We start from the raw sequence: 21,761 nt of genomic DNA, 5'->3' as shown, positions 1-21,761 counted from the left end.
CCCGCACCCGTACCCTTGGCTCGTGACCAGCCCCACCTCCGACGCCCTCCTGGGCCCCGCCGACGTCCGCGAACTCGCGGCGGCCCTCGGCGTGCGGCCCACCAAGCAGCGCGGCCAGAACTTCGTCATCGACGCGAACACGGTGCGCCGCATCGTGCGGACCGCCGAGGTGCGGCCCGACGACGTGGTCGTGGAGGTGGGACCAGGCCTCGGCTCGCTGACGCTCGGCCTGCTGGAGACGGCGGACCGGGTCGTCGCCGTCGAGATCGACGACGTCCTCGCGAGCGCCCTTCCCGCGACGATCGCCGCCCGCATGCCCGGACGGGCCGACCGGTTCGCTCTCGTGCACTCGGACGCCATGCAGGTCCGCGAACTCCCGGGCCCGCCCCCGACCGCGCTGGTCGCGAACCTCCCGTACAACGTCGCCGTGCCCGTCCTGCTGCACATGCTCGACACCTTCCCGACCATCGAGCGCACCCTCGTCATGGTCCAGGCGGAGGTCGCCGACCGGCTCGCCGCCGCACCCGGTTCGAAGGTGTACGGCGTGCCGTCCGTGAAGGCGAACTGGTACGCCGAGGTCAAGCGGGCCGGCTCCATCGGGCGCAATGTCTTCTGGCCGGCGCCCAACGTCGACAGCGGCCTGGTGGCCCTGACCCGGCGGGCCGAGCCGGTCTCCACGACCGCCGTGAAGGGCGAGGTGTTCGCGGCCGTGGACGCCGCCTTCGCCCAGCGCCGCAAGACGCTGCGCGCCGCCCTCGCCGGCTGGGCCGGTTCGGCCCCCGCCGCCGAGGCCGCGCTCGTCGCCGCCGGGGTCTCCCCGCAGGCCCGCGGTGAGTCGCTGACCGTCGAGGAGTTCGCCCGGATCGCCGAGAACCGGGGCGAGGTGGAGGGCGCCGGCGCCAAGGGCGCCCGCCGGTACAGCAACGCGAACGCCGGCGAGACCGGCACCGAGAACGAGGAGTCGACCCAGCCGTGACGCAGACGGTGACGGTACGCGTCCCTGCCAAGGTCAACGTCCAGCTCGCGGTGGGCGGCGCGCGCCCCGACGGCTTCCACGACCTGGCCAACGTGTTCCTCGCGGTGGGCCTGTACGACGAGGTCACGGTCACCCCGGCGGACCGGCTGCGCGTCACCTGCGCGGGCCCGGACGCCGACCAGGTGCCCCTGGACCACTCGAACCTGGCCGCCCGCGCGGCCCTCGAACTGGCCCGCCGGTACGGCCTCGACCCCGCCGTCCACCTGCACATCGCCAAGGACATCCCCGTCGCCGGCGGCATGGCCGGCGGCAGCGCGGACGGAGCGGGCGCGCTGCTCGCCTGCGACGCGCTGTGGGGCACGAACGCCTCGCGCGAGGAACTCCTCGAGATCTGCGCCGAGTTGGGCAGCGACGTGCCGTTCTCCCTGGTGGGAGGGGCGGCGCTCGGCACCGGACGGGGCGAGCGGCTGAGCGTCCTGGAGGTCGGCGGGACCTTCCACTGGGTCTTCGCGACGGCCGGGCGAGGGCTGTCGACCCCGGCGGTCTTCCGGGAGTTCGACCGCATGAACGAGGGCGTACGCGTCCCCGAGCCGGTCGCCTCGCAGGACCTGCTGGACGCGCTGGCGAAGGGGGACGCCGGGGCGCTCGCCCGCACCGTCTCCAACGACCTCCAGCCCGCGGCCCTCTCCCTCTTCCCGGAACTCGCCGACACCCTCGCGGCGGGCCGCGCGGCCGGCGCCCTCGCCGCGCTCGTCTCGGGCTCGGGCCCGACCACGGCCTTCCTCGCCCCGGACGCGGAGTCCGCGCGGACGATCGCCGAGGCCCTGCTCGCCTCGGGCACCTGCCGTTCCGCACGGGCCACGCGGAGTCCCGCCCCCGGCGCCACGGTGCTCTGACGCCGGACTCGCGGGCGACAGCGGTGCGGAGCGGGCCGGACGGGGGAAGGAACGCGCCGGGCAGGGGGCGGAGCGGGCCGACGTACGCCACGGCTCGGCGGCCGCACCGCGCGGACTACCCTTGAGGGTCGGTCGTCCCCTTGTCGATCGTTCCCCCTGTCAGGAGAGAAATGGCCGTCAACCTGGTCAATGTCGAGTCCGTCAGCAAGGTGTACGGCACCCGTGCACTGCTCGACGGGGTCTCCCTCGGCGTCAGCGAGGGTGACCGGATCGGCGTGGTCGGCCGGAACGGCGACGGCAAGACCACCCTGATCCGCATGCTCGCCAAGCTGGAGGAGGCCGACACCGGCCGCGTCACGCACTCCGGCGGCCTGCACACCGGCGTGCTCACCCAGCACGACTCGCTGGACCCCGCGGCCACCGTCCGCCACGAGGTCATCCGTGACATGGCCGACCACGAGTGGGCGGGCAACGCCAAGATCAGGGACGTACTGACGGGTCTCTTCGGCGGACTCGACCTGCCCGGGTTCCCGCAGGGACTCGACACCGTGATCGGCCCGCTCTCCGGTGGCGAGCGGCGCCGTATCGCGCTGGCGAAGCTGCTCATCGAGGAGCAGGACCTGATCATCCTCGACGAGCCCACCAACCACCTGGACGTCGAGGGCATCGCCTGGCTCGCCAAGCACCTGCGCGAGCGCCGCTCCGCGCTCGTGTGCGTGACCCACGACCGGTGGTTCCTCGACCAGGTCTGCACCCGCATGTGGGACGTGCAGAAGGGCGCGGTCTACGAGTACGAGGGCGGCTACTCCGACTACGTGTTCGCCCGCGCCGAGCGTGAGCGCATCGCCGCCACCGAAGAGGTCAAGCGGCAGAACCTGGTCCGCAAGGAGCTGGCCTGGCTGCGCCGCGGCGCCCCGGCCCGTACCTCCAAGCCGCGCTTCCGCGTCGAGGCCGCCAACGAGCTGATCGCCGACGTGCCGCCGCCCCGCGACAAGAGCGAGCTCATGAAGTTCGCCAACTCGCGGCTCGGCAGGACCGTCTTCGAACTGGAGGACGTGACCGTGCAGGCCGGGCCCAAGGTGCTGCTCAAGCACCTGACCTGGCAGCTCGGCCCGGGCGACCGCGTCGGCCTGGTCGGGGTGAACGGCGCGGGCAAGACCTCCCTCCTGCGCGCCCTGGCCGAGGCCGCCCGCAGCGGCGGCGAGCAGCAGCCCGCCGCCGGCCGGATCGTCACCGGCAAGACCGTCAAGCTCGCCTACCTCTCCCAGGAGGTCGGCGAGCTCGACCCGAACTGGCGCGTGCTCCAGGCCGTCCAGGCCGTCCGCGACCGGGTCGACCTCGGCAAGGGCCGCGAGATGACCGCCGGGCAGCTGTGCGAGACGTTCGGCTTCAACAAGGAGAAGCAGTGGACGCCGGTCGGGGACCTCAGCGGTGGTGAGCGCCGCCGGCTCCAGATCCTGCGCCTGCTGATGGACGAGCCCAACGTCCTCTTCCTCGACGAGCCCACCAACGACCTCGACATCGAGACCCTCACCCAGCTGGAGGACCTCCTCGACGGCTGGCCCGGCTCCATGATCGTGATCTCCCACGACCGGTTCTTCATCGAGCGCACCACGGACAACGTGTTCGCGCTGCTCGGCGACGGCACCCTGCGGATGCTCCCGCGCGGGATCGACGAGTACCTGGAACGGCGCCGGAAGATGGAGGAGGTCGCCGCGGCCGCCGTGCTCGCCGCCGCCCCCGCCCCGGCCAAGGCCGCGTCCGCCGCCGACGCCCGCGCCGCGAAGAAGGAACTCCAGAAGATCGAGCGGCAGCTGGACAAGATGTCCGAGAAGGAGACCAAGCTGCACGCCCAGATCGCCGACAACGCGACCGACTTCGGGAGGGTCGCCCAACTCGACGCCGAGCTGCGCGAGTTGGCCGGGGAGCGCGAGGAGCTGGAAATGCGCTGGCTGGAGCTTGCGGAGGACGCGTAACCGGGAGGGCGTTACGCCCTCGCCGACCCGGTGGCGCCTGCGCGGGAGCGGAGGCACCACCCGGCGCGTTCGTCGGCGCGCCCACCTGGCGGGCGTGCCCGTCCGGCGCACACGGCGCGTCAGGAGGCGTGAACTCCCCTTGGGCGCCTGTCAGTTCCGTGACGCGCCCCTCCCGCGGTGTCTCCCGCGCCGCTGGGAGCAGCGTGCGCGCCCGGCGTGAAGGGCCCGTGAAGGCGCGTAACGAGGGCATCACGGCCCGGTCCTCCCTTGGGAACAGGGCGCGCACCACCCCCCTTCGCGCGCTCCCCTAAGTGATAGAAAGGGCCGTCTGATAACAGTCTGAGTACCACCGGAGGGGGCGCGAATCCAGCGCCGACGGTGGGGCGCCACATCAGTGAAGAGGGGGAAGCGCTGATGAGTCAGCCGCCGAGTCAGCCGCCGCAGGGTGGTTTCGGAGCACCGCAGGACCAGCCGCCGACCGGTGCGTCCGGCGCACCGCAGGACGGGCCGCAGGGCGTGCCGCAGGATCCGCGGTCGCAGGTCGCGCCCCCCGGCACGCCTCCGGTTCCCCAGGGCGCGCCCCCGCCGCCCGCGGGACCGCCCCAGGCGCCCGCGCCCCCGTACGGTCCGCCGGCCGGCGCCCCTCAGCCCGGCTACGGATACCCCCAGCAGCCCGGCCCCTACACGCAGCCGGGCCCTTACGCCCAGCCCGGTCCGTACGGTCAGGGCCAGCCGCAGCAGTCCGGCCCCTACACCCAGCCCGGGCCCTACGGGTACGGCCAGCAGCCGGGGTACGGGTATCCGGCCCAGACGCCGTACCCGGGCGCGCCCGGCACGCCGCCGCCTGGCGCTCCGGGCGGGGGCTCGAAGAGCCCGTTCAAGGGCAAGCCCCTCCTCGTCGCCGCCGCCGCGGTGGCGGGACTCCTCGTCGTCGGCGGCACCGTGTGGGCCGTCACCGGCGGCGGTGACGACGACGGCAAGAAGCCCGTCGCGAAGGAGAGCCCCGCCAAGAGCCCGAAGGCGTCCGCGTCGGACGATCCGGTCAACCCCGGTGACGGCAGCGGTGACGGCGGCGAGGACGAGGAGAACCTGAACGCGGGCCGCAAGGCGGGCGAGTCGAAGGTTCTCTGGTACAAGTCGGCACCCGACGCGCCCGGTTCGGGCGCCGAGGCCCCCGGCCTGTGGATCACCGACAAGGCCGCGGTGAAGGCGGCGTACAAGCAGCTCTTCGCCTTCGACGTCGCCGACGGCGAGCCCGCTTGGGACGCGCTGACGTTCCCGCAGAAGATCTGCGCGGCCACCCCGCAGAAGACGGCCGACGACAAGATCTTCATCGCGTACATGAGCGGCGCCGCCAGCAACGCCAAGTGCAACCAGATCCAGGAGGTCGACCTGGACACCGGAGCCAAGGGCCGGAGCTGGAAGGTCGCCGAGGGCACCCTGTTCGACAGCACGATCTCGATCGAACTGTCCATCTCGGGGAAGACGTTGACGGTCGGCCGCTCGATGTCGGGCACGGGCTACGACGTCTCCAGCGGCAAGAAGCTGTGGGACAAGGAGAAGTACGGCGCGGGCTGCTACCCGGCGGGGTTCGCGGGCGGTTCCAAACTGCTGGCCGTCTCCTCCTGCGGGGCCGGCAGCGACACCGAGCACGACGAGGTGCAGGAACTGGACCCGGCCACCGGCAAGGCCAGGTGGACGACGAAGATCCCCAAGGGCTGGCGGGTCGACCGCGCCTACTCCGTGGACCCGGTCGTGATCTACCTGTCCAACAAGGACAAGAAGACCGTCAACGTCACCACGCTGAAGGACAACGGCGACCTGCGCTCGCAGCTCAAGAGCGACGACGGCTTCAAGCCCGAGTGCGGCTTCGCGATCCTCAACCGCGACCTGACCGGCTGCTTCGGAGCCGTCGCGGACGCCGACACGCTCTACCTGCCGACCGAGGCCAGGTCCGGCCCCAACGAGGTCGTCGCCTTCGACCTCTCGACCGGCAAGGAGAAGTGGCGCGTCAAGTCACCGGTGGACGCGCCGATGATGCCGCTGAAGCTGGACGGCACGAAGCTCATCTCCTACGTCGAGGCGTCCTACGACGGCGGCGGCCGCGTCGTGTCCGTCCCGACGACCGGCGGCAGCCACCCGCTCACCACGCTGCTCCAGAACCCTCAGGGCACCGCGAACATCGAGAACGGCTTCTACTCGAAGGCCGTCGACTACGTGGACGGGCGCTTCTACATCTCCACCACCCGGCTGACGGGCAACGACGCGGCGAAGGAGAAGCTGATGCTGGCCTACGGCAAGTGACCGCATCCCGTTCCCGGTTCCTTCGCTCCCCGTACGCGCACAGGCCCGTTCTCCCCACCCATCCAGAGGTACTCACGTCATGAGCCAGCCGCCCCCGCCGCCCCCGCCGAACGAGCCCCCGTCGGGCGGCTTCGGAGCGCCGCAGGACCCGCCGTCAGGCGCTTCCGACGCACCGCAGGACGCTCCGCCGAGTTCTCCGCGGAGCCCGGAGGGCACGCCCCCCGCCCCCGGCGCTCCCGACACGCCGCAGGCGACCCCGCCCAGCGGCTTCGGCGCTCCCCAGGCGACCCCGCCGGCGGGCTTCGGCGCGCCCACGCCGCCGCCTCCGCCCGCGCAGGGTCCCGGCTACGGCTACCCGCAGACGCCGCCGCAGCAGCCGTACGGCTATCCGCAGACCCCGCCTCCGGCCCAGCAGCCGTACGGCTACCCGCAGACCCCGGCCCCGGGCCAGCAGCCGTACGGCTACCCGCAGACGCCGCCCCCGGGCCAGCCGGGCTACGGCTACCCGGGCCAGCCGCAGCCCCCGTACGGGGTCCCGGGCCAGCAGCAGCCCTACGGCTACGCGCCGACCATGCCGATGCAGCCCGCGGGGAAGGGCGGAGGGAAGTTCAACGCCCAGGTGGCCATCATCGTGGCGGCCGTCGTGGCCGTCGCGCTGATCGTCGGCGGCGGGATCCTCTACGCGAACGTCGGCGACCAGGGCAAGACCACCTCCGGCGGATCGACCGGCGGCAAGGGCGGAGACGACAAGGGCACCGGCGGCAAGGAGAAGGCGCCGGCCGACCCCGGTTCCACGGTGCTGTTCCAGGTCCCCGCTCCCGCCGTGCCCAAGTTCGACACGAGTGTGACCACGGTCGGCTCCTGGCTCACCGACAAGGTGTACGCCAAGAGCGGCAACGCCGAGATCAACGGCTACGACCCGAACTCGGGCGCCAAGACCTGGACGATCAAGCTCCCCGGTCCGGTGTGCCAGGCGAGCCGGCACAGCACGAAGGCCGACCTCACGGCGATCATCTACGAGCCGGCCATGCCCACCAAGAAGCAGCCGTCGCACGGGTGCACCCAGCTCGGTGCCATCGACCTCGCCGCCGGCAAGAAGCTGTGGACCCGGACGATCAAGTCCGGTGACGACCCGATCAATCTCGACAACGTGACGGTCAGCGGGAACACGGTCGCCGCGGGCAGCACCGGCGGCGGCGGCGCGTTCGACATCTCCACCGCCAAGCCGCTGTGGTCGCCGAAGCAGGGCGACACCTGCTACGACTCCGGTTACGGAGGCGGCGAGAAGCTGGTCGCCGTCCGCAAGTGCGGCGAGTACGGCAGCACGCGCCAGCTGCACATCCAGACGATCGACCCCAAGTCCGGCAAGGTGATCTCCGAGTACAAGATGTCGCCCGGCATCGAGTACGCCAGCGTCGTCTCCACCGAGCCGCTGGTCGTGGCCGCCGACGTCGGCGACACCGCCGGTGACGGCAGCGGGATCTCGGACTTCTTCTCCATCGACAACAAGACCGGCAAACTGCGGTCGAAGATCTCGGCACCCGGCGACACGTACGCCGCCCGCTGCGACGGCATCACCAGGATCGAGTACTGCTCCTCGCTCGCCGTGGGCAACGACAGGCTGTACATCCCGACGGAGGAGAAGGACAGCGGCGCCGACGGCGGCCGGAGCAACGAGATCGTCTCCTTCGACCTGGCCACCGGGAAGCTGACCGGCCAGCGCGCGGACGCGGGCGACGGCTACAACATCGCCCCCCTGCGGATGGACGGCACCAGGCTCCTGGCGTACAAGCGGCCGCCCTACGACAAGGGCGGGCAGATCGTGTCGATCGACGGGACCTCGTTCAAGGAGACCGTGCTCCTGGAGAACCCGGCGACCGAGGCGACGCGTGACGCGGAGACGAGCATGATTCCGGGGTACGCCGAGATCCTCTACGGCGACGGCCGCCTGTACATGTCCCAGGTCTACGCGGGCAAGCCGTCCTCCGCGAGTGACAAGGAGTACTTGGTGATCGCCTTCGGAACGAAGTAGTCGGTCTCTTTCGGAACAGAGAGCGGATCATCTTTCGAGTGAATAAGGCGATCATCTTCGAAAGAATGTGGTGATCACTTTCCGTGTGAATTCGTTCGGCCGGAGACACCGCCCGCGGCCCCGTCCCTGCTCAGGGGCGGGGCCGTACGCGTACCCCTCATCACTCCCTAATGGGATGGATTTCGATATTCCGGGGCACTTCTCTCCAGTAGGGGAAGCGCAACGTCGAACAAGCGTGTAGCTTCCGGGGGACGGAGAGCCGGGGGGCTCCTAATCCACGGGGAACCAGTGGGGATGCTTGGGGGGACTGGGGGGTTGCCTGATGGGAGTGCGGCTCATGGTGGTCGATGACCACCGACTGCTCGCCGAGGCCTTGGCCTCGGCACTGAAGCTGCGCGGGCACCGGGTGCTCGCCGCGGCGGCGCCCGCCGCGGGGGCGGCGGAGCTGGTGATAACGCGGGCACCCGAGGTGTGCCTGATCGGCACGGCGACACCGGCCGAGCCGGGGATCTTCGACCCGGTGGTACGGATCAAGCGGGAGCGCCCCCAGGTGGCGGTCCTGGTGCTCGGCCCGGTACCGAACCCGCGCGGCATCGCCGCCGCGTTCGCCGCCGGCGCGTCGGGTTACGTACGCCATGACGAACGCATAGAGGGCGTCGAACGCGCGATCATGAAGGCGAGGGCGGGCGAGGCGGCCGTGGCCCCGCAGCTGCTCCAGGGCGCCTTCAGTGAACTGCTCAACCCCGCGGCGCAGCCCGACGACGAGGGCCAGCGGCTGCTCCAGATGCTCACGCCCCGTGAGGTGGAGGTCCTGGTACGGGTCGCCGACGGGGAGGACACCCGGCTCATCGCGGCCGGGATGGGCATCGCCCCGTCGACGGCTCGCACCCATGTCCAGCGGGTCCTGATGAAACTGGGCGTGGGGTCGAGGCTGGAGGCCGCGGCACTCGCGGCCCGGACGGGGCTGCTGGATCGCGCGGGACCTCTCGCACGCGAGCCGCGTCCATCGGATTCCTGACCCGCGCCTGCCCCGACGGGTTCGAAGGGGCAGGCGCCCGACTCCCTCGGACGCCAAGTCGCGGAACAGCACGGGTCGGCGGGGGTCCGTGGCCCGGTCGCGCGGTGCCGGTGTCCCGTGCGTCACGGGTCGGTCGTCGCAGGACGGAAAGGGTTGCGGTGCCCAACTCCCCTTCCAGGGGAGGCTGTTATCTGAATCACATGATCATTTGAGAGTGGGCGGTGCGCTCCGGAACGTCTACGATCCCCTCCTGCACAGTCTTCCGATCAAGTCCCTGGGGGATCCTTGAAATTGAAACTCCGTCACGGTCTCACCGTGGGGGCCGCCGCGGTGTCGGCCCTCGTCCTCACCGCTTCACCGGCGTTCGCGGGCAGCGTGTACGGCAAGGCCACCGGCGCCCAGGGTTGGGGTGATTTCTCCTACAACAGCAAGACCAGCGCGTACAACATCACGCTGTCCGTACAGGACATCACCTCTGACGGGCACCATGTCCGCATCAGAGCGCAGTCCCAGGACCCGCTCCGCAACATAACCAGTTACGCGTGGCGTGCGAACTACAACGGCTACGGTTCCACGCTGACCTGGGGGACCTCTCTGACCGACTCGAGCGGCATCTGGGCGATGCGCGTCCAGGTGTGCACGTACGAGGGTGACACCCCGCTCTCCTGCGACACCTCGGAGTGGGACGGCAATCAGTACTACTGATCCCGCGACCGGGATCGGTGAGTGACCCTCCCGTCGGCGCCGTGGCGGGGCTCGCCGACGGGACGGTCCTCACGAGCCTACGAGGAGGGGGGCTTGCCCTCCTCGAAGCTCGCGAAGTACGCGGCCGCCATGTCCTCGTCCCCGTGGCCCCCGGCGGCCGCCCGGCGGAACCGTTCGGCGGCGGCCTCGGCCACGTCGAGACGGACGCCGTGCCGCTGCCCGGCCTCCACGATCAGTCGGGCGTCCTTCTCGGCGGTGGTGACGGCGAAGGCGGCCGGGGACAGCCGGTCCTCCAGGACCAGGGCGGCCTTGGCGTGCAGATAGCCCATGTCGAGCGGGCCGCCGGCGATGAGACCGAAGAAGTCCCGCGGGTCCACGCCGAGGCCCTTCGCCAGGGCGAGGGCCTCGCCCGTCGCGGCGGTGGCGGCGAGGACCCAGCTGTTGGCGACGAGCTTGAGCCGGGTGGCGCTGCCCGCCGAGCCGTCCTCACCGGTCCACACCGTGCGGGCGCCGACGGCCTCGAAGACGGGAGCCACGGTGTCCCGGGCCGCGCTCGGCCCGGCGGCGAGCACGGTCAGTCGACCCGCCTCGGCGGGCGCGCGCGTCCCGAGGACGGGAGCGTCGAAGAAGACGAGCCCGTGCGCGCGGGCGAGGTCGGCGAGCTCGGCGAGTGCCCCGGTCCCGGCGGTCGTGGACTGCACCCAGGCCGCTCCGGCGCGCAGTCCGGGTGCCGCCCGGCGCATGACGTCGAGGGTGGCGGGGCCGTCGTACAGCATGGTCAGGACGACGTCGGCGCCCCGCACGGCCTCCTGGGGGGTGTCCGCGACGTGCGCGCCGTCGGCGGCCAGCGGCTCGGCCTTGTCCCGGCTGCGGTTCCAGACACGGACGTCATGTCCGGCACGGGCGAGGTTACGGGCCATGGCGGCCCCCATGATCCCGGTGCCGAGGACGCTGACGGTGAGTTTGTCGGTCATAGGGGCCAGCCTTCCCCGTCGCCCGCACTTCTCTCGCACGAAGTGACGGCGGGGAAGGCCGGGGAGAAGGCGTCCGGCGACATCTCTAGGGGCGGAGCATCTCCGTCATGGGCGACTGCGGCGGGATCAGGCCCGGCAGCAGCCAGGGCTGGAAGAGGCTCAGTACCGCGAACACGAGGAAGGCGGCCCCGACGACTTGCGCGAAGACGGGGCCCAGCCGCCAGAGTTTCTCCACGAAGATCACCACGGCCACCGCGGCCATGGCCAGGACGTTCATGACGCCCAGCGGGACGAGCACGACCATCAGTCCCCAGCAGCAGCCCACGCAGTACGCCCCGTGGTGCGCCCCGACCCGCAGATCGCGGGCCCGGGGCCGGAAGCCCGCGTAGCGCACGAGCTGGCCCATCGGACTCCGGCAGTGCCGCAGGCAGAGGTCCTTCCACGGGCCGAACTGGTACAGCCCGGCGACCAGGAAGGCCCCGGCGCCGATCCATCGCCCGGTGCCCGGGTGCTCGTCCACCAGGGCCCCGGTCCCGGCGAAGAGCCCGTAGGCGATCAGGCCGAAGGCCGTCCAGGCCAGCAGGTACCCGCCGGCGAACTGGACCGTACGAGCCACCCGCACGACTCTCGTGGGCGACCGGCGCCCGATGGCCCGCGCCCAGGTGAGGGCCACCGGGGCCACCGACGGGAACATCATGGCGATCATCATGACCAGCCACAGGAGCAGGAACAGCGGGACGCCCATACCCATGGTTCCCGGCTCGACCCCCATGTCACGGGCCTGGTCGACCACCAGCACCCAGGCCAGGAGGGCGAGTGCCGCCATCACGGACCAGGCGAACGCGAGCTGCCGGGCCGACAGCAGATTCGCCGGACGCAGAGGGGGTGACAGGGCCTTCCGGTCGAGGCGCACACCTCCAGCACATCACGGCGGAGCTGCGCGTGCGCGCGGGATCGCGTGTATGCGGAAGCCACCTTCTCGGGGTGAGCCCTGCGGTGGGATAATCGGGAGATACCCGTACGACCCGGGCGTGGGCCGGTGATGGCTCCCGGAGGCTCCGCCGTCCTCCCGAGACCGACGTCCCGGCACGGTCACGAGGAGGCAGGGAGATGTCCGAGACGACGGCGACCGTTCCCCGGTGGCACGCGGCGGGCGACTGGTTCGACACCTGCAAGTGCAATGTGCCCTGCCCCTGCTCGTTCGCACAGCTGCCCACCCACGGCGACTGCGACGGCATCCTGGCCTGGCACATCCGCGAGGGCCGTTACGGTGACGTACGGCTGGACGGCCTGAACGTGCTGATGGTGGCCTCGTTCGTCGGCAACATCTGGGCCGAGCACACGGACACGTACGCCGCGGTCTTCGTCGACGAGCGCGCCGACGCCCCTCAGCGCGAGGCGCTTCAGATGATCTTCGGTGGGCAGGCGGGCAGTTGGCCGGCCCAGATGGTGAGCATGATGGGCGCCGAGATGCGCGGCATGGAGTTCGCCCCCATCGAGGTCGAGGTCGCCGACGACCTCGCGAGCTGGCGGGCCGTGGTACCGGGCCGGGTCGAGGCGAGCGCGGTCGCGCTCACGGGACCCACGACCCCGGAGGGTGCGCGCGTCCAGTCGACCAACCTGCCGGGTGCGGAGACCGGACCGGGCCAGGTCGCGACCTGGGGCCGCTCGACGGCGGACCGCGCCGATGCCCACGGCTTCCTGTGGAGCCGCGAAGGCCGGTCCAGCAAGCACATCACCTTCGACTGGACCGGGCCCGACCAGACGGCGCGAAGTTGATCACACGGGGGTGCCCTCGTGGAACCCGGCTTTCATCCGGGTTTCCTTCGCCACCGAGTGGATGACATCGCGCGAACGCACAGGGCCGGAGTCCTCTCGGGTACCCCGGCCCCGGGCGTGGGTGTTACTCCGCCGTCGGCGGAGGCTGTTCCTCGGCCGGAGTGTCCGGCACCGTCGGTGGCAGGGGCCGCAGCCACAGCCACCCCAGGAAGAACAGGCCCAGGGCGAGCATGCCGAGGCCGGTCCAGAGGTTGATGTTGACGCCGACGGCCTTGTCGATCTCGGCGTCGGACGCGGTGATGCCGGCGATCGTGACGATCACGCCGTAGACCACGAACAGTCCGCCGATGATGCGGCGGATGTCGAACAGGCGGGCGGCGGTCGCGGACTTCTTCTCGAGGTCCGTGACCTCGCTCTGGAGGTCGCGTTCCGAATGGTCGGACATGGTTACTCGATTCTCCCTCTTCAGGACCCGTCGGGACTTCTCAGAACGAGAACGGGATGTAGCAGGCGGCCGCCAGGATCAGCGCGCCCCAGCCCAGCAGCGCGGGCTTGCGGTACCAGGCGTCGTCGCCGGCGGCCGGCGGCTCGGCCATGCCGGGGGACACCGTGCCGTAGACCAGACCCTCCAGTTCCTCCGCGGGCTTGGGCGCGGTGAAGAGGGAGACCCCCACCATCACCACGCCGCCGGCCACGAAGGCGACGATCGCGGAGACGAAGTTGGCGCCCTGGTCGGAGGGGAAGCCGATGATGTCCTGCTTGTAGAGGACGAAGTAGTTCACCATCGCGGCCGTCGTGCCGGCCAGCAGTCCCCAGAAGCCCGACTTCACCGACGCCCGCTTCCAGAACATGCCGATGATGAAGACCGCGAACATCGGCACGTTGAAGAAGGAGAACAGCGTCTGGAGGTAACTCATGATGTTGGAGAAGGACGAGGCCAGGAAGGCCGTGCCGATCGACGCCAGGACGCCGATCACCGTGATCAGGCGGCCGAAGCGGACGTAGTAGCCGTCCTCCCGGTCCTCGACCACGTACTTCGCCCAGATGTCGGTCGTGAAGACCGTGTTGAAGGAGGAGACGTTGGCCGCCATGCCCGCCATGAAGGCGGCCAGCAGACCGGTCACCGCGATGCCGAGCACGCCGTTCGGCAGCAGCTCCTGCATCAGGTAGGGGATCGCGTCGTTGTACTGGAGATCCGAACCGCTCGTGCCGATCTTCGGGACCAGGACGGCCGCCACCAGCCCGGGGATCATCACCAGGAAGACGATGAAGATCTTCGGGTAGGCCGCGATGAGCGGGGTGCGCCGGGCCGCGGAGAGGTTCTTGGCCGACAGCGCGCGCTGTACCTCGGCGAAGTTCGTCGTCCAGTAGCCGAACGACAGCACGAAGCCCAGACCGAGCACGATGGTCAGCCAGTTGGCGCCCAGCGGGTTGTCGCTGCCGATGCCCGTGCCGCCCCAGGCCGTGGTGAAGTCGGAGCCGTGGGTCTGGTCGAGGGAGTCCGTCAGCCCGTCCCAGCCGCCCACCCGCTTCAGCCCCAGCGCGGCGATCGGGATCAGCGCCGCGAGGATCACGAAGAACTGGAGCACCTCGTTGTAGATCGCCGAGGAGAGGCCGCCGAGGGTGATGTAGGCGAGGACGAAGAAGCCGGCGACCACGATCGCCACCCACTGCGGCCAGCCGAGCAGCGCCTCGACGACGATCGCGAGCGAGTAGAGGTTGACGCCGGCGATGAGGACGGCGGCGAAGGCGAACAGGATCGAACTCAGCAGGTGCGCCCACTTGTCGAAGCGCATGAGCAGGAACTCGGGCACCGAGCGGACCTTGGAGCCGTAGTAGAACGGCATCATCACCAGGCCCAGGAAGACCATCGCCGGGATGGCGCCGATCCAGTACCAGTGCACGGTGTAGACGCCGTACTGGGCGCTGTTGGCGGCCATGCCGAGGATCTCTGTGGCGCCCAGGTTGGCCGAGATGAAGGCCAGACCGGTGATCCAGGCGGGCAGTGAGCGCCCCGACAGGAAGAAGTCGAGGCTCGTCCGCACCGAGCGGCGGGCCGCGAAGCCGATGCCCAGGACGACCACGAAGTAGATGCCGAGGATCGCGTAGTCGAGTGCGTTCGTGGGGAGACGCAGCTCGGCGGCGAGCAGGGTGCCCGATGGGGGCGGCTGTGTGGGGGACTGCATCAGAACTCGCTTCTTCGCGTGAACGGATCGGACGGGAGACGCCTGCCCCCGTGGCTAAGAGACGGACACTTTCGATGGTGTCCTTTGTTCGATTGTGATGTTGACTCCGGTGGGGCCTTGTGGTTTGTTGTGTTCGGTTATGTTTGAAGGTTTGATCGGGTGCTGATGGGGAGTCCGACTGTGAAGAAGACCTCGACCCGGCTCGCCGACGGTCGTGAGCTCATCTACTACGACGCGGGCGACGACAAGGTGCGCGACGCGGTGGACCGGCGCCCACTCGATCCGACTGTCACCACGTCGGAGGTGCGCCGTGACCCGCTGCTGGGCGACTCGGTGGCGATCGCCTCGCACCGGCAGGGCCGCATCTACCACCCGCCGGCGAACGAGTGCCCCCTGTGCCCCTCCTCGGGCGACCGGCTGAGCGAGATCCCCGACTCCTCGTACGACGTCGTGGTGTTCGAGAACCGCTTCCCCTCGCTGGCCGGTGACTCCGGCCGCTGCGAGGTCGTCTGCTTCACCTCCGACCACGACGCGTCCTTCGCGGATCTGACGGAGGCGCAGGCCGGGCTCGTCCTGGAGGCGTGGACGGACCGCACCGCCGAACTGTCGCATCTGCCCTCCGTCGAACAGGTCTTCTGCTTCGAGAACCGCGGCGCCGAGATCGGAGTGACGCTCGGTCACCCGCACGGACAGATCTACGGCTACCCCTTCATCACCCCGCGTACCGCCCTGATGCTGCGTTCGCTCGCCGCGCACAAGGAGGCGACCGGCGGCGGGAACCTGTTCGACGAGGTCGTCGCACGCGAGCTGGCGGACGGCTCGCGGGTCGTCCTGTCGAGTGAGAACTGGGTCGCCTTCGTCCCCTACGCCGCCCACTGGCCGTACGAGGTCCACCTCTACCCCCGCCGCCGCGTGCCCGACCTGCTCGGCCTCGACGAGGCGGCGCGCACAGAGTTCCCCCAGGTCTATCTGGAACTGTTGAGGCGCTTCGACCGGATCTTCGACGGACCGGACAGTGGGAAGGAAGGGGCGGGCGAGCCGCCGACGCCGTACATCGCGGCGTGGCACCAGGCGCCCTTCGGGCCGCTGGAGGACTTCGAAGGCGTCAACCGGGACGACTTCGCGCTCCACCTAGAGCTTTTCACCATTCGCCGCACTTCCGGCAAGCTGAAGTTCCTCGCGGGTTCCGAGTCCGGCATGAACGTGTTCATCAACGACGTGCCGCCGGAATCCGCGGCTCAGCGACTGCGAGAGGTAGCGAGTTCATGAGTGGGAAGTATCTGGTCACCGGTGGAGCGGGTTACGTGGGCGGCGTGGTCGCGCGCCACCTGCTCGAAGCGGGTCACGAGGTCACCGTCCTCGACAACCTCTCGACGGGATTCCGCGAAGGGGTCCCCGCCGGTGCCGCGTTCGTCGAGGGCGACATCCGCGACGCCGCCAAGTGGCTGGACTCCTCGTACGACGCCGTCCTGCACTTCGCCGCGTTCTCGCAGGTCGGCGAGTCCGTCGTGAAGCCCGAGAAGTACTGGGACAACAACGTCGGCGGCACCATGGCGCTGCTCGCCGCGATGCGCGACGCCGGCGTGCGCAGGCTGGTCTTCTCCTCCACGGCCGCGACGTACGGCGAGCCCGAGACCACCCCGATCACGGAGTCGGCGCCGACCCGGCCCACCAACCCCTACGGCGCCTCCAAGCTCGCCGTCGACCACATGATCACCGGCGAGGCCGCGGCGCACGGACTCGGCGCGGTCTCGCTGCGCTACTTCAACGTGGCGGGCGCGTACGGCGAGAGCGGCGAGCGCCACGACCCCGAGTCGCACCTCATCCCGCTGGTCCTCCAGGTCGCCCAGGGCCGTCGCGACGCGATCTCCGTCTACGGCGACGACTACCCGACCCCGGACGGCACCTGCGTCCGCGACTACATCCACGTCGCGGACCTCGCCGAGGCGCACCTGCTGGCGGTGGCCGCGGCGACCCCCGGCGAGCACCTCATCTGCAACCTCGGCAACGGCAACGGCTTCTCCGTCCGCGAGGTCATCGAGACCGTCCGCCAGGTGACCGGGCACCCGGTCCCCGAGGTCGCGGCACCGCGCCGCGCCGGGGACCCGGCCGTGCTGGTCGCCTCGGCCGACACCGCCCGGCAACGGCTCGGCTGGAACCCGTCCCGCGCGGATCTCGCGGGCATCGTCGCGGACGCGTGGGAGTTCGCACAGAACGTAGCGAAGGGGTAGCAGGTGGAGCAGGTGGGGGTACGTGAGGGCTTCGAGGAGCTGTACGGGGCCGCGCCCGAGGGCGTCTGGGCGGCGCCGGGCCGGGTCAACCTGATCGGCGAGTACACGGACTTCAACGAGGGGTTCGTGATGCCGCTCGCGCTGCCGCACACCGCGGTCGCGGCGGTCTCCCGCCGGTCCGACGGCGTGCTGCGGCTGCACTCGGCGGACATCGACGGACCCGTCGTCGAGCTGCGCGTCGACGAGCTGGTGCCGCTGTCGGACACCGGCTGGGCCGCGTACCCGGCGGGTGTCGTGTGGGCGCTGCGCGCGGCGGGCCACGCCGTCGGCGGCGCGGACGTCCACCTGGCCTCCACGGTCCCCACCGGCGCGGGGCTGTCCTCCTCGGCCGCTCTGGAGGTCGTCACGGCCCTCGCCCTGAACGACCTGTACGAACTCGGGCTCACCCGGCCCGAGCTGGCCCGGCTCGCCCAGCGCGCCGAGAACGACTTCGTCGGTGTGCCGTGCGGTGTCATGGACCAGACCGCGTCGGCGTGCTGCACCGAGGGCCACGCCCTGCACCTCGACTGCCGCGACCTGTCCATCCGGCAGGTCCCGTTCGACCTGGCCTCCCAGGGGCTCGAACTCCTGGTCGTCGACACCCGGGTGAAGCACGCGCTCGGCGACGGGGCGTACGCGGAGCGCCGCGCGGGCTGCGAGGAGGGCGCGCGCCTGCTGGGCGTGTCCCACCTGCGCGATGTCGCCCACGAGGACCTCGACGCGGCCCTCGGCCGGCTCTCCGACGAGCGCGTCCGCCGTTACGTCCGGCACGTCGTCTCCGACGACCACCGGGTGGACCGGGTCATCGCCCTGCTCGACGCGGGCGATGTCCGGGCGATCGGACCGATCCTGACGGACGGTCACGCCTCGCTGCGTGACGATCTGCGGATCTCCTGCGCCGAGCTGGACCTCGCGGTCTCGGCGGCGAACGCGGCGGGGGCGCTGGGGGCGCGGATGACGGGGGGCGGCTTCGGCGGCTCCGCCGTCGTGCTGGTGGAGTCGACCGACGTCGACGGTGTCACCAAGGCGGTCATGGAAGCCTTCGCCGAAGCGGGATTCACGGCTCCCCGGGTGTTCCCGGCGGTTCCCTCCGCGGGCGCCCGGCGTCTGAGCTGAGCGCCGCCTCTCGACCGGGCCGGGCGCGCGCCCTGAGCGCGCCCGGCCCTTCCCGCACCGACCTCGGGGGCTCCGCCCCCGGACCCCCGCTCCTCAGACGCCGGAGGGGCCGAATTTTCCGCCCTTGGACCTTTCGCCCCCCCGGACCGCCCGGGTTCCAGAGCGCCGGAGGGGCTGGATCCTCAGGGGGCGAGCAGGCGCTTCGTCAGGGTGTACTCCGTGACCCCCGGCGGATAGTCGGGGATCACGCACACCACCTCGTACCCCCGCTTCCGGTAGAAGTCCGGGGCCTGGAAGTCCCAGGTCTCCAGGCGGGAGCGGAGGCAGTCCCGTTCCTCACGGGCGACGCGCTCGGCCTCCGACAGGAGCCGGCTGCCCAGGCCCGTGCCCCGGTGACGGCCGTCGACCCAGAGGTAGGTGACGTGCAGCCAGGTCGTCCAGGTGTGGCCGGCCAGCCCGCCCGCCAGGGCGCCGTCCTCGGCCAGGGCCCACACGTGGAGCGGGAGTTCACGTTCTCCCGGGGTCCCGCGCAGCGCGCGCAGCACCGGGGACGCCGCGGTGTTCGCATCCAGCAGACGTCTGCGGAGCAGATCCCGGCGGTCTTTGTCGTCTCCTGTCTCGATACGAAACATACGGCTCACCATAAACGCGCTGGCCAATCAGTTCTGCAAATCTCCTTCCGCTCCGAGCCCCCGGCCGTACTCTGATGAACGGTGCCGGTGGGGGCCGGCGCCGATCAGGGGGCGAGACAGTCGGGTACGACGCCCGAAGTGGGGGTAGCACTTCCAGCACGGCGGCGGCCGTGCGGCTGCGGCACCCCGGATTCCGGACCGCGAGCGGGGCCGGGATCACTTCGGGCGCCGTGCCCGCATGGACCGTCCCCCGACAGTGGGGGTTTCAGTGGTTCGCATTCGAGTACTGGTCGTCGACGACCATCGCATCTTCGCGGAGTCGCTCGCCGCCGCTCTCGCGGCCGAGCCCGACGTGGACGTGTCCGCGGCGGGCAGCGGCCCCGCCGCACTGCGCTGCCTGGAGCGCGCGACGGCGGAGGGCCGCCGCTTCGACGTGCTGCTCGTGGACGCCGACCTGGGCGGCAACGTGCCGGGCATGCGGCCGGCGGTGCCCGTCCAGGAGAGCAACGAGGACGGTCTGGTGGACGGCATCTCGCTCGTCGCCGGGGTGCGCTCCGGGCAACCGGGCGTACGGACCGTCGTGCTGGCGGAGAAGGACGACCCGCGCCGGGCCGCGCTGGCCCTGCAGGCCGGGGCCTCGGGCTGGGTCGCCAAGGACTGTTCGCTGTCGCGGCTGCTCACCGTCATACGGGGGGTGCTGCGCGACGAGACGCATCTGCCGCCCGCCCTGCTCACGGGAGTGCTCCGGGAGCTGACCGCCGCGCGCAAGCACCGGACCGAGAGCGAGCGGCTCGTCGAGTCGCTGACGCCCCGGGAGCGCGAGGTGCTGCGGTGCATGGTCGCCGGACTGGGACGCAAGGCGGTGGCCGAGCGGCTCTTCCTCTCGCCGCACACGGTCCGGACCCACATGCAGAACGTGCTCGGCAAGCTCGGTGTGCACTCCACCCTCGCCGCCGTGGCACTGGCCCGGCGCGCCGGGGTCGGGCCCGTCGACCTAACCGGGGATGTTGTCGAACGGGGCGGTCAACTGGCGTAGCAGTCCGGCCAGTTCACCGCGCTGTGCCCGGCTCAGCTCCGCGAGGATCGCCCGCTCCTGGTCGAGCAGGCCGGCCAGCGCCTGATCGGCGCGGTCGCGTCCCTCGTCCGTGAGGCGGACGAGCACGCCCCTGCGGTCGCTCGGGTCGGGGAGCCGCTCCACCAGGTCCTTCTTGGCCAGGCGGTCGATGCGGTTCGTCATCGTGCCCGAGGTGACGAGCGTCTGGGTGAGCAGCTGTCCGGGGGAGAGCTGGTACGGGGCCCCCGCGCGCCGCAGCGCCGTCAGGACGTCGAACTCCCACGGCTCCAGGCTGTGCTCGGAGAACGCCAGCCGGCGCGCGCGGTCGAGATGCCGGGCCAGCCTGCTCACCCGGCTGAGCACCTCGAGCGGTTCCACGTCGAGGTCCGGGCGCTCCCGGCGCCACGCAGCGACCAGCCGATCGACCTCGTCCTCCATGACGATCAGTGTAATGGTTGTGTCGACATGAAGTCTCTTGATGTGAAGTCTCTTGACGTCAAGAGACTGTGTCTGTGAGGGTGGAGATCCAGAACGGTCCGGTCACCGGCCTCCCGTCCGGCGGCCCGCGACCACTTTGGCGACGTACGAGGAGGCCACCCATGACCGCCACCACCCCCACCTGGGACCCCGGCCAGTACCTGCGCCACTCCCGGCACCGGGCCCGCCCCTTCGCCGACCTCCTCGCCCGGGTCCAGGAGATCCCCGGCGACCCGGCCCGCATCGCCGACCTCGGCTGCGGCCCCGGCAACGTCACCGTCCAGCTCGCCGACCGCTGGCCCACCGCCCACGTCACCGGCTACGACAACTCCGCCGAGATGCTCGCCCGGACCGGGGAACACGCGGGCCCCACGGCCGGCGGCGGACGGCTCGACTTCGCCCACGCCGACCTCACCGACTGGGCACCCGCCGAGACGTACGACCTGATCACCTCGAACGCCGCGCTCCAGTGGGTGCCCGGACACCTGGAGTCCCTCCCGGGCTGGCTCGACGCGCTCAGCCCCGGCGGCACCCTCGCCTTCCAGATGCCCCACAACATCGACGCCCCACTGCACGCCCTGATGCGCGAACTCGCCGCCACCACCCGCTGGAAGGGCCTGATCGGCGACGACGCCCTGCGCCCCACGGACTCCGTCCACGACCCGCTCGTCTACCTGGACCGCCTGGAGACCCTCGGCTGCGCCACGGACGTCTGGGAGACGACGTACCTGCAACTGCTGACCGGGCCGGACGCCGTCCTCGACTGGGTGAAGGGCACCGGGCTGCGGCCCCTGCTGACCGCCCTCGCCGACGATCCCGACGCCCGGGACGCCTTCGTCGCCGAGTACCGGGACCTGCTGCGCGACGCCTACCCGGAGAAGCCGTACGGCACCGTGCTGCCGTTCCGCAGGCTCTTCGCCGTGGCCCGGAGGAAGGCCTGATGCTCGCCGCCGTCGACCACGTCCAGCTCGCCGCCCCACCGGGCTCCGAGGACCGCCTGCGCGCCTACTACACCGACGCCCTCGGCATGACGGAGATCCCCAAGCCGCCCGCCCTCGCCGCCCGCGGCGGCTGCTGGTTCCGGGCGGGAGACGTCCAGCTGCACCTCGGGATCGAACCCGGGTTCAGAGCCGCGAGGAAGGCCCACCCCGGGCTGCGCGTCACCGGCATCGACGCGTACGCCGCACGGATCGCGGCGACCGGCGCCCCCGTCACCTGGGACGACGACCTGCCCGGCCACCGGCGCTTCTGCTCCGAGGACCCCGTCGGCAACCGCCTCGAATTCCTGGAACCGCTCCCGGTCCCCGACTGAGAACGCCCCCGGCCACGGACCGGACCGGGGACGGGGGCGGCGGAGAACCGCGAC

General features: G+C 71.2%; 20 protein-coding genes. 14 read left to right on the top strand and 6 right to left on the bottom strand.

The features are described 5' to 3' along the window. The first annotated feature begins 22 nt into the window (after positions 1–22). The 7 genes from rsmA (at position 23) to ACFYW7_RS17470 (ending at position 9,907) form a co-directional block, all read left to right on the top strand. A complete protein-coding gene (gene rsmA, locus ACFYW7_RS17500; RefSeq protein ID WP_389503023.1) occupies positions 23–976 on the top strand; it encodes a 16S rRNA (adenine(1518)-N(6)/adenine(1519)-N(6))-dimethyltransferase RsmA in 954 nt (317 codons plus the stop codon). Next, positions 973–1,872, top strand: coding sequence for a 4-(cytidine 5'-diphospho)-2-C-methyl-D-erythritol kinase (locus ACFYW7_RS17495; RefSeq protein ID WP_389503021.1), 900 nt, complete (start codon positions 973–975; stop codon positions 1,870–1,872). The genes rsmA and ACFYW7_RS17495 overlap by 4 nt, the downstream gene beginning before the upstream one ends. Positions 1,873–2,042: 170 nt before the next feature. Continuing rightward, positions 2,043–3,848 (top strand): ABC-F family ATP-binding cassette domain-containing protein, encoded by a 1,806-nt coding sequence (locus tag ACFYW7_RS17490; RefSeq protein WP_389503018.1) that lies wholly within the window; start codon positions 2,043–2,045, stop codon positions 3,846–3,848. A gap of 414 nt (positions 3,849–4,262) precedes the next feature. Further along, the gene (locus ACFYW7_RS17485) at positions 4,263–6,152 is read left to right on the top strand and encodes a PQQ-binding-like beta-propeller repeat protein (RefSeq protein ID WP_389503016.1); all 1,890 of its coding nucleotides are present in this window, start codon (positions 4,263–4,265) and stop codon (positions 6,150–6,152) included. A gap of 79 nt (positions 6,153–6,231) precedes the next feature. After that, positions 6,232–8,184, top strand: a complete 1,953-nt coding sequence (locus ACFYW7_RS17480; RefSeq protein ID WP_389503014.1) for a PQQ-binding-like beta-propeller repeat protein — start codon at positions 6,232–6,234, stop codon at positions 8,182–8,184. Positions 8,185–8,506: 322 nt separating this feature from the next. Next, positions 8,507–9,202: a LuxR C-terminal-related transcriptional regulator gene (locus ACFYW7_RS17475; RefSeq protein ID WP_389503012.1), complete on the top strand. Its 696-nt coding sequence runs from the start codon at positions 8,507–8,509 to the stop codon at positions 9,200–9,202. Between the two features lie 291 nt (positions 9,203–9,493). Continuing rightward, positions 9,494–9,907, top strand: a complete 414-nt coding sequence (locus tag ACFYW7_RS17470; protein WP_389503010.1) for a hypothetical protein — start codon at positions 9,494–9,496, stop codon at positions 9,905–9,907. 77 nt (positions 9,908–9,984) lie between these two features. Here ACFYW7_RS17470 and ACFYW7_RS17465 read toward each other — a convergent pair whose 3' ends face one another. Both ACFYW7_RS17465 and ACFYW7_RS17460 read right to left on the bottom strand, forming a co-directional pair. Next, positions 9,985–10,881, bottom strand: coding sequence for an NAD(P)-dependent oxidoreductase (locus ACFYW7_RS17465; protein WP_389503008.1), 897 nt, complete (start codon positions 10,879–10,881; stop codon positions 9,985–9,987). 85 nt (positions 10,882–10,966) lie between these two features. Next, positions 10,967–11,794: a DUF2182 domain-containing protein gene (locus ACFYW7_RS17460; RefSeq protein WP_389503006.1), complete on the bottom strand. Its 828-nt coding sequence runs from the start codon at positions 11,792–11,794 to the stop codon at positions 10,967–10,969. 197 nt (positions 11,795–11,991) lie between these two features. Here ACFYW7_RS17460 and ACFYW7_RS17455 point away from each other — a divergent pair, with 197 nt between their 5' ends. Further along, positions 11,992–12,660 (top strand): DUF1326 domain-containing protein, encoded by a 669-nt coding sequence (locus ACFYW7_RS17455; RefSeq protein WP_389503004.1) that lies wholly within the window; start codon positions 11,992–11,994, stop codon positions 12,658–12,660. A gap of 124 nt (positions 12,661–12,784) precedes the next feature. Here the strand turns inward: ACFYW7_RS17455 and ACFYW7_RS17450 are convergent, their stop codons facing one another. After that, the gene (locus tag ACFYW7_RS17450; RefSeq protein WP_389503002.1) at positions 12,785–13,105 is read right to left on the bottom strand and encodes a hypothetical protein; all 321 of its coding nucleotides are present in this window, start codon (positions 13,103–13,105) and stop codon (positions 12,785–12,787) included. Positions 13,106–13,145: 40 nt separating this feature from the next. Further along, positions 13,146–14,846, bottom strand: a complete 1,701-nt coding sequence (locus tag ACFYW7_RS17445) for a sodium:solute symporter family protein (protein WP_389503000.1) — start codon at positions 14,844–14,846, stop codon at positions 13,146–13,148. Positions 14,847–15,026: 180 nt separating this feature from the next. On the opposite strand from ACFYW7_RS17445, the gene galT reads away from it, so the two are divergent. From galT to galK, 3 genes are read left to right on the top strand one after another with little or no spacing between them, the layout of a single operon-like run. Continuing rightward, complete coding sequence (gene galT, locus ACFYW7_RS17440) at positions 15,027–16,115, top strand: galactose-1-phosphate uridylyltransferase (protein WP_389502998.1); 1,089 nt, start codon at positions 15,027–15,029, stop codon at positions 16,113–16,115. Beyond that, entirely contained in the window at positions 16,112–17,077 is a 966-nt protein-coding gene (galE, locus tag ACFYW7_RS17435; RefSeq protein ID WP_389502996.1) for a UDP-glucose 4-epimerase GalE, read from the top strand. The genes galT and galE overlap by 4 nt, the downstream gene beginning before the upstream one ends. 12 nt (positions 17,078–17,089) lie before the next feature. Beyond that, complete coding sequence (gene galK, locus ACFYW7_RS17430; RefSeq protein ID WP_389503713.1) at positions 17,090–18,232, top strand: galactokinase; 1,143 nt, start codon at positions 17,090–17,092, stop codon at positions 18,230–18,232. A gap of 182 nt (positions 18,233–18,414) precedes the next feature. Here galK and ACFYW7_RS17425 read toward each other — a convergent pair whose 3' ends face one another. Continuing rightward, positions 18,415–18,876: a GNAT family N-acetyltransferase gene (locus ACFYW7_RS17425; RefSeq protein ID WP_389503711.1), complete on the bottom strand. Its 462-nt coding sequence runs from the start codon at positions 18,874–18,876 to the stop codon at positions 18,415–18,417. A gap of 256 nt (positions 18,877–19,132) precedes the next feature. Here ACFYW7_RS17425 and ACFYW7_RS17420 point away from each other — a divergent pair, with 256 nt between their 5' ends. Then, a complete protein-coding gene (locus ACFYW7_RS17420) occupies positions 19,133–19,900 on the top strand; it encodes a LuxR C-terminal-related transcriptional regulator (RefSeq protein ID WP_389502994.1) in 768 nt (255 codons plus the stop codon). Here ACFYW7_RS17420 and tamR read toward each other — a convergent pair. After that, entirely contained in the window at positions 19,859–20,356 is a 498-nt protein-coding gene (gene tamR / locus ACFYW7_RS17415) for a MarR family transcriptional regulator TamR (protein ID WP_389502992.1), read from the bottom strand. The genes ACFYW7_RS17420 and tamR overlap by 42 nt on opposite strands. Positions 20,357–20,517: 161 nt before the next feature. Here tamR and ACFYW7_RS17410 point away from each other — a divergent pair, with 161 nt between their 5' ends. Both ACFYW7_RS17410 and ACFYW7_RS17405 read left to right on the top strand, forming a co-directional pair. Next, positions 20,518–21,336, top strand: a complete 819-nt coding sequence (locus ACFYW7_RS17410; RefSeq protein WP_389502990.1) for a trans-aconitate 2-methyltransferase — start codon at positions 20,518–20,520, stop codon at positions 21,334–21,336. Continuing rightward, on the top strand, positions 21,336–21,707 hold the full coding sequence (locus ACFYW7_RS17405; RefSeq protein WP_389502989.1) for a VOC family protein: 372 nt from the start codon (positions 21,336–21,338) through the stop codon (positions 21,705–21,707). The genes ACFYW7_RS17410 and ACFYW7_RS17405 overlap by 1 nt, the downstream gene beginning before the upstream one ends. The last annotated feature ends 54 nt before the right edge of the window (positions 21,708–21,761 follow it).

The sequence above is a fragment of the Streptomyces sp. NPDC002580 genome (genome assembly GCF_042889485.1).
Taxonomy (GTDB): domain Bacteria; phylum Actinomycetota; class Actinomycetes; order Streptomycetales; family Streptomycetaceae; genus Streptomyces.
This window is presented reverse-complemented; position numbering and strand designations above follow the sequence as displayed.

Coding starts and splice junctions, on each gene's coding strand:
- tamR (WP_389502992.1), bottom strand. CDS start 20,356: ATGGAGGACGAGGTCGATCGGCTGGTCGCTGCGTGGCGCCGGGAGCGC.
- ACFYW7_RS17465 (WP_389503008.1), bottom strand. CDS start 10,881: ATGACCGACAAACTCACCGTCAGCGTCCTCGGCACCGGGATCATGGGG.
- ACFYW7_RS17455 (WP_389503004.1), top strand. CDS start 11,992: ATGTCCGAGACGACGGCGACCGTTCCCCGGTGGCACGCGGCGGGCGAC.
- ACFYW7_RS17445 (WP_389503000.1), bottom strand. CDS start 14,846: ATGCAGTCCCCCACACAGCCGCCCCCATCGGGCACCCTGCTCGCCGCC.
- ACFYW7_RS17480 (WP_389503014.1), top strand. CDS start 6,232: ATGAGCCAGCCGCCCCCGCCGCCCCCGCCGAACGAGCCCCCGTCGGGC.
- ACFYW7_RS17475 (WP_389503012.1), top strand. CDS start 8,507: ATGGGAGTGCGGCTCATGGTGGTCGATGACCACCGACTGCTCGCCGAG.
- galE (WP_389502996.1), top strand. CDS start 16,112: ATGAGTGGGAAGTATCTGGTCACCGGTGGAGCGGGTTACGTGGGCGGC.
- ACFYW7_RS17410 (WP_389502990.1), top strand. CDS start 20,518: ATGACCGCCACCACCCCCACCTGGGACCCCGGCCAGTACCTGCGCCAC.
- ACFYW7_RS17485 (WP_389503016.1), top strand. CDS start 4,263: ATGAGTCAGCCGCCGAGTCAGCCGCCGCAGGGTGGTTTCGGAGCACCG.
- ACFYW7_RS17425 (WP_389503711.1), bottom strand. CDS start 18,876: ATGGTGAGCCGTATGTTTCGTATCGAGACAGGAGACGACAAAGACCGC.
- ACFYW7_RS17490 (WP_389503018.1), top strand. CDS start 2,043: ATGGCCGTCAACCTGGTCAATGTCGAGTCCGTCAGCAAGGTGTACGGC.
- ACFYW7_RS17450 (WP_389503002.1), bottom strand. CDS start 13,105: ATGTCCGACCATTCGGAACGCGACCTCCAGAGCGAGGTCACGGACCTC.
- ACFYW7_RS17405 (WP_389502989.1), top strand. CDS start 21,336: ATGCTCGCCGCCGTCGACCACGTCCAGCTCGCCGCCCCACCGGGCTCC.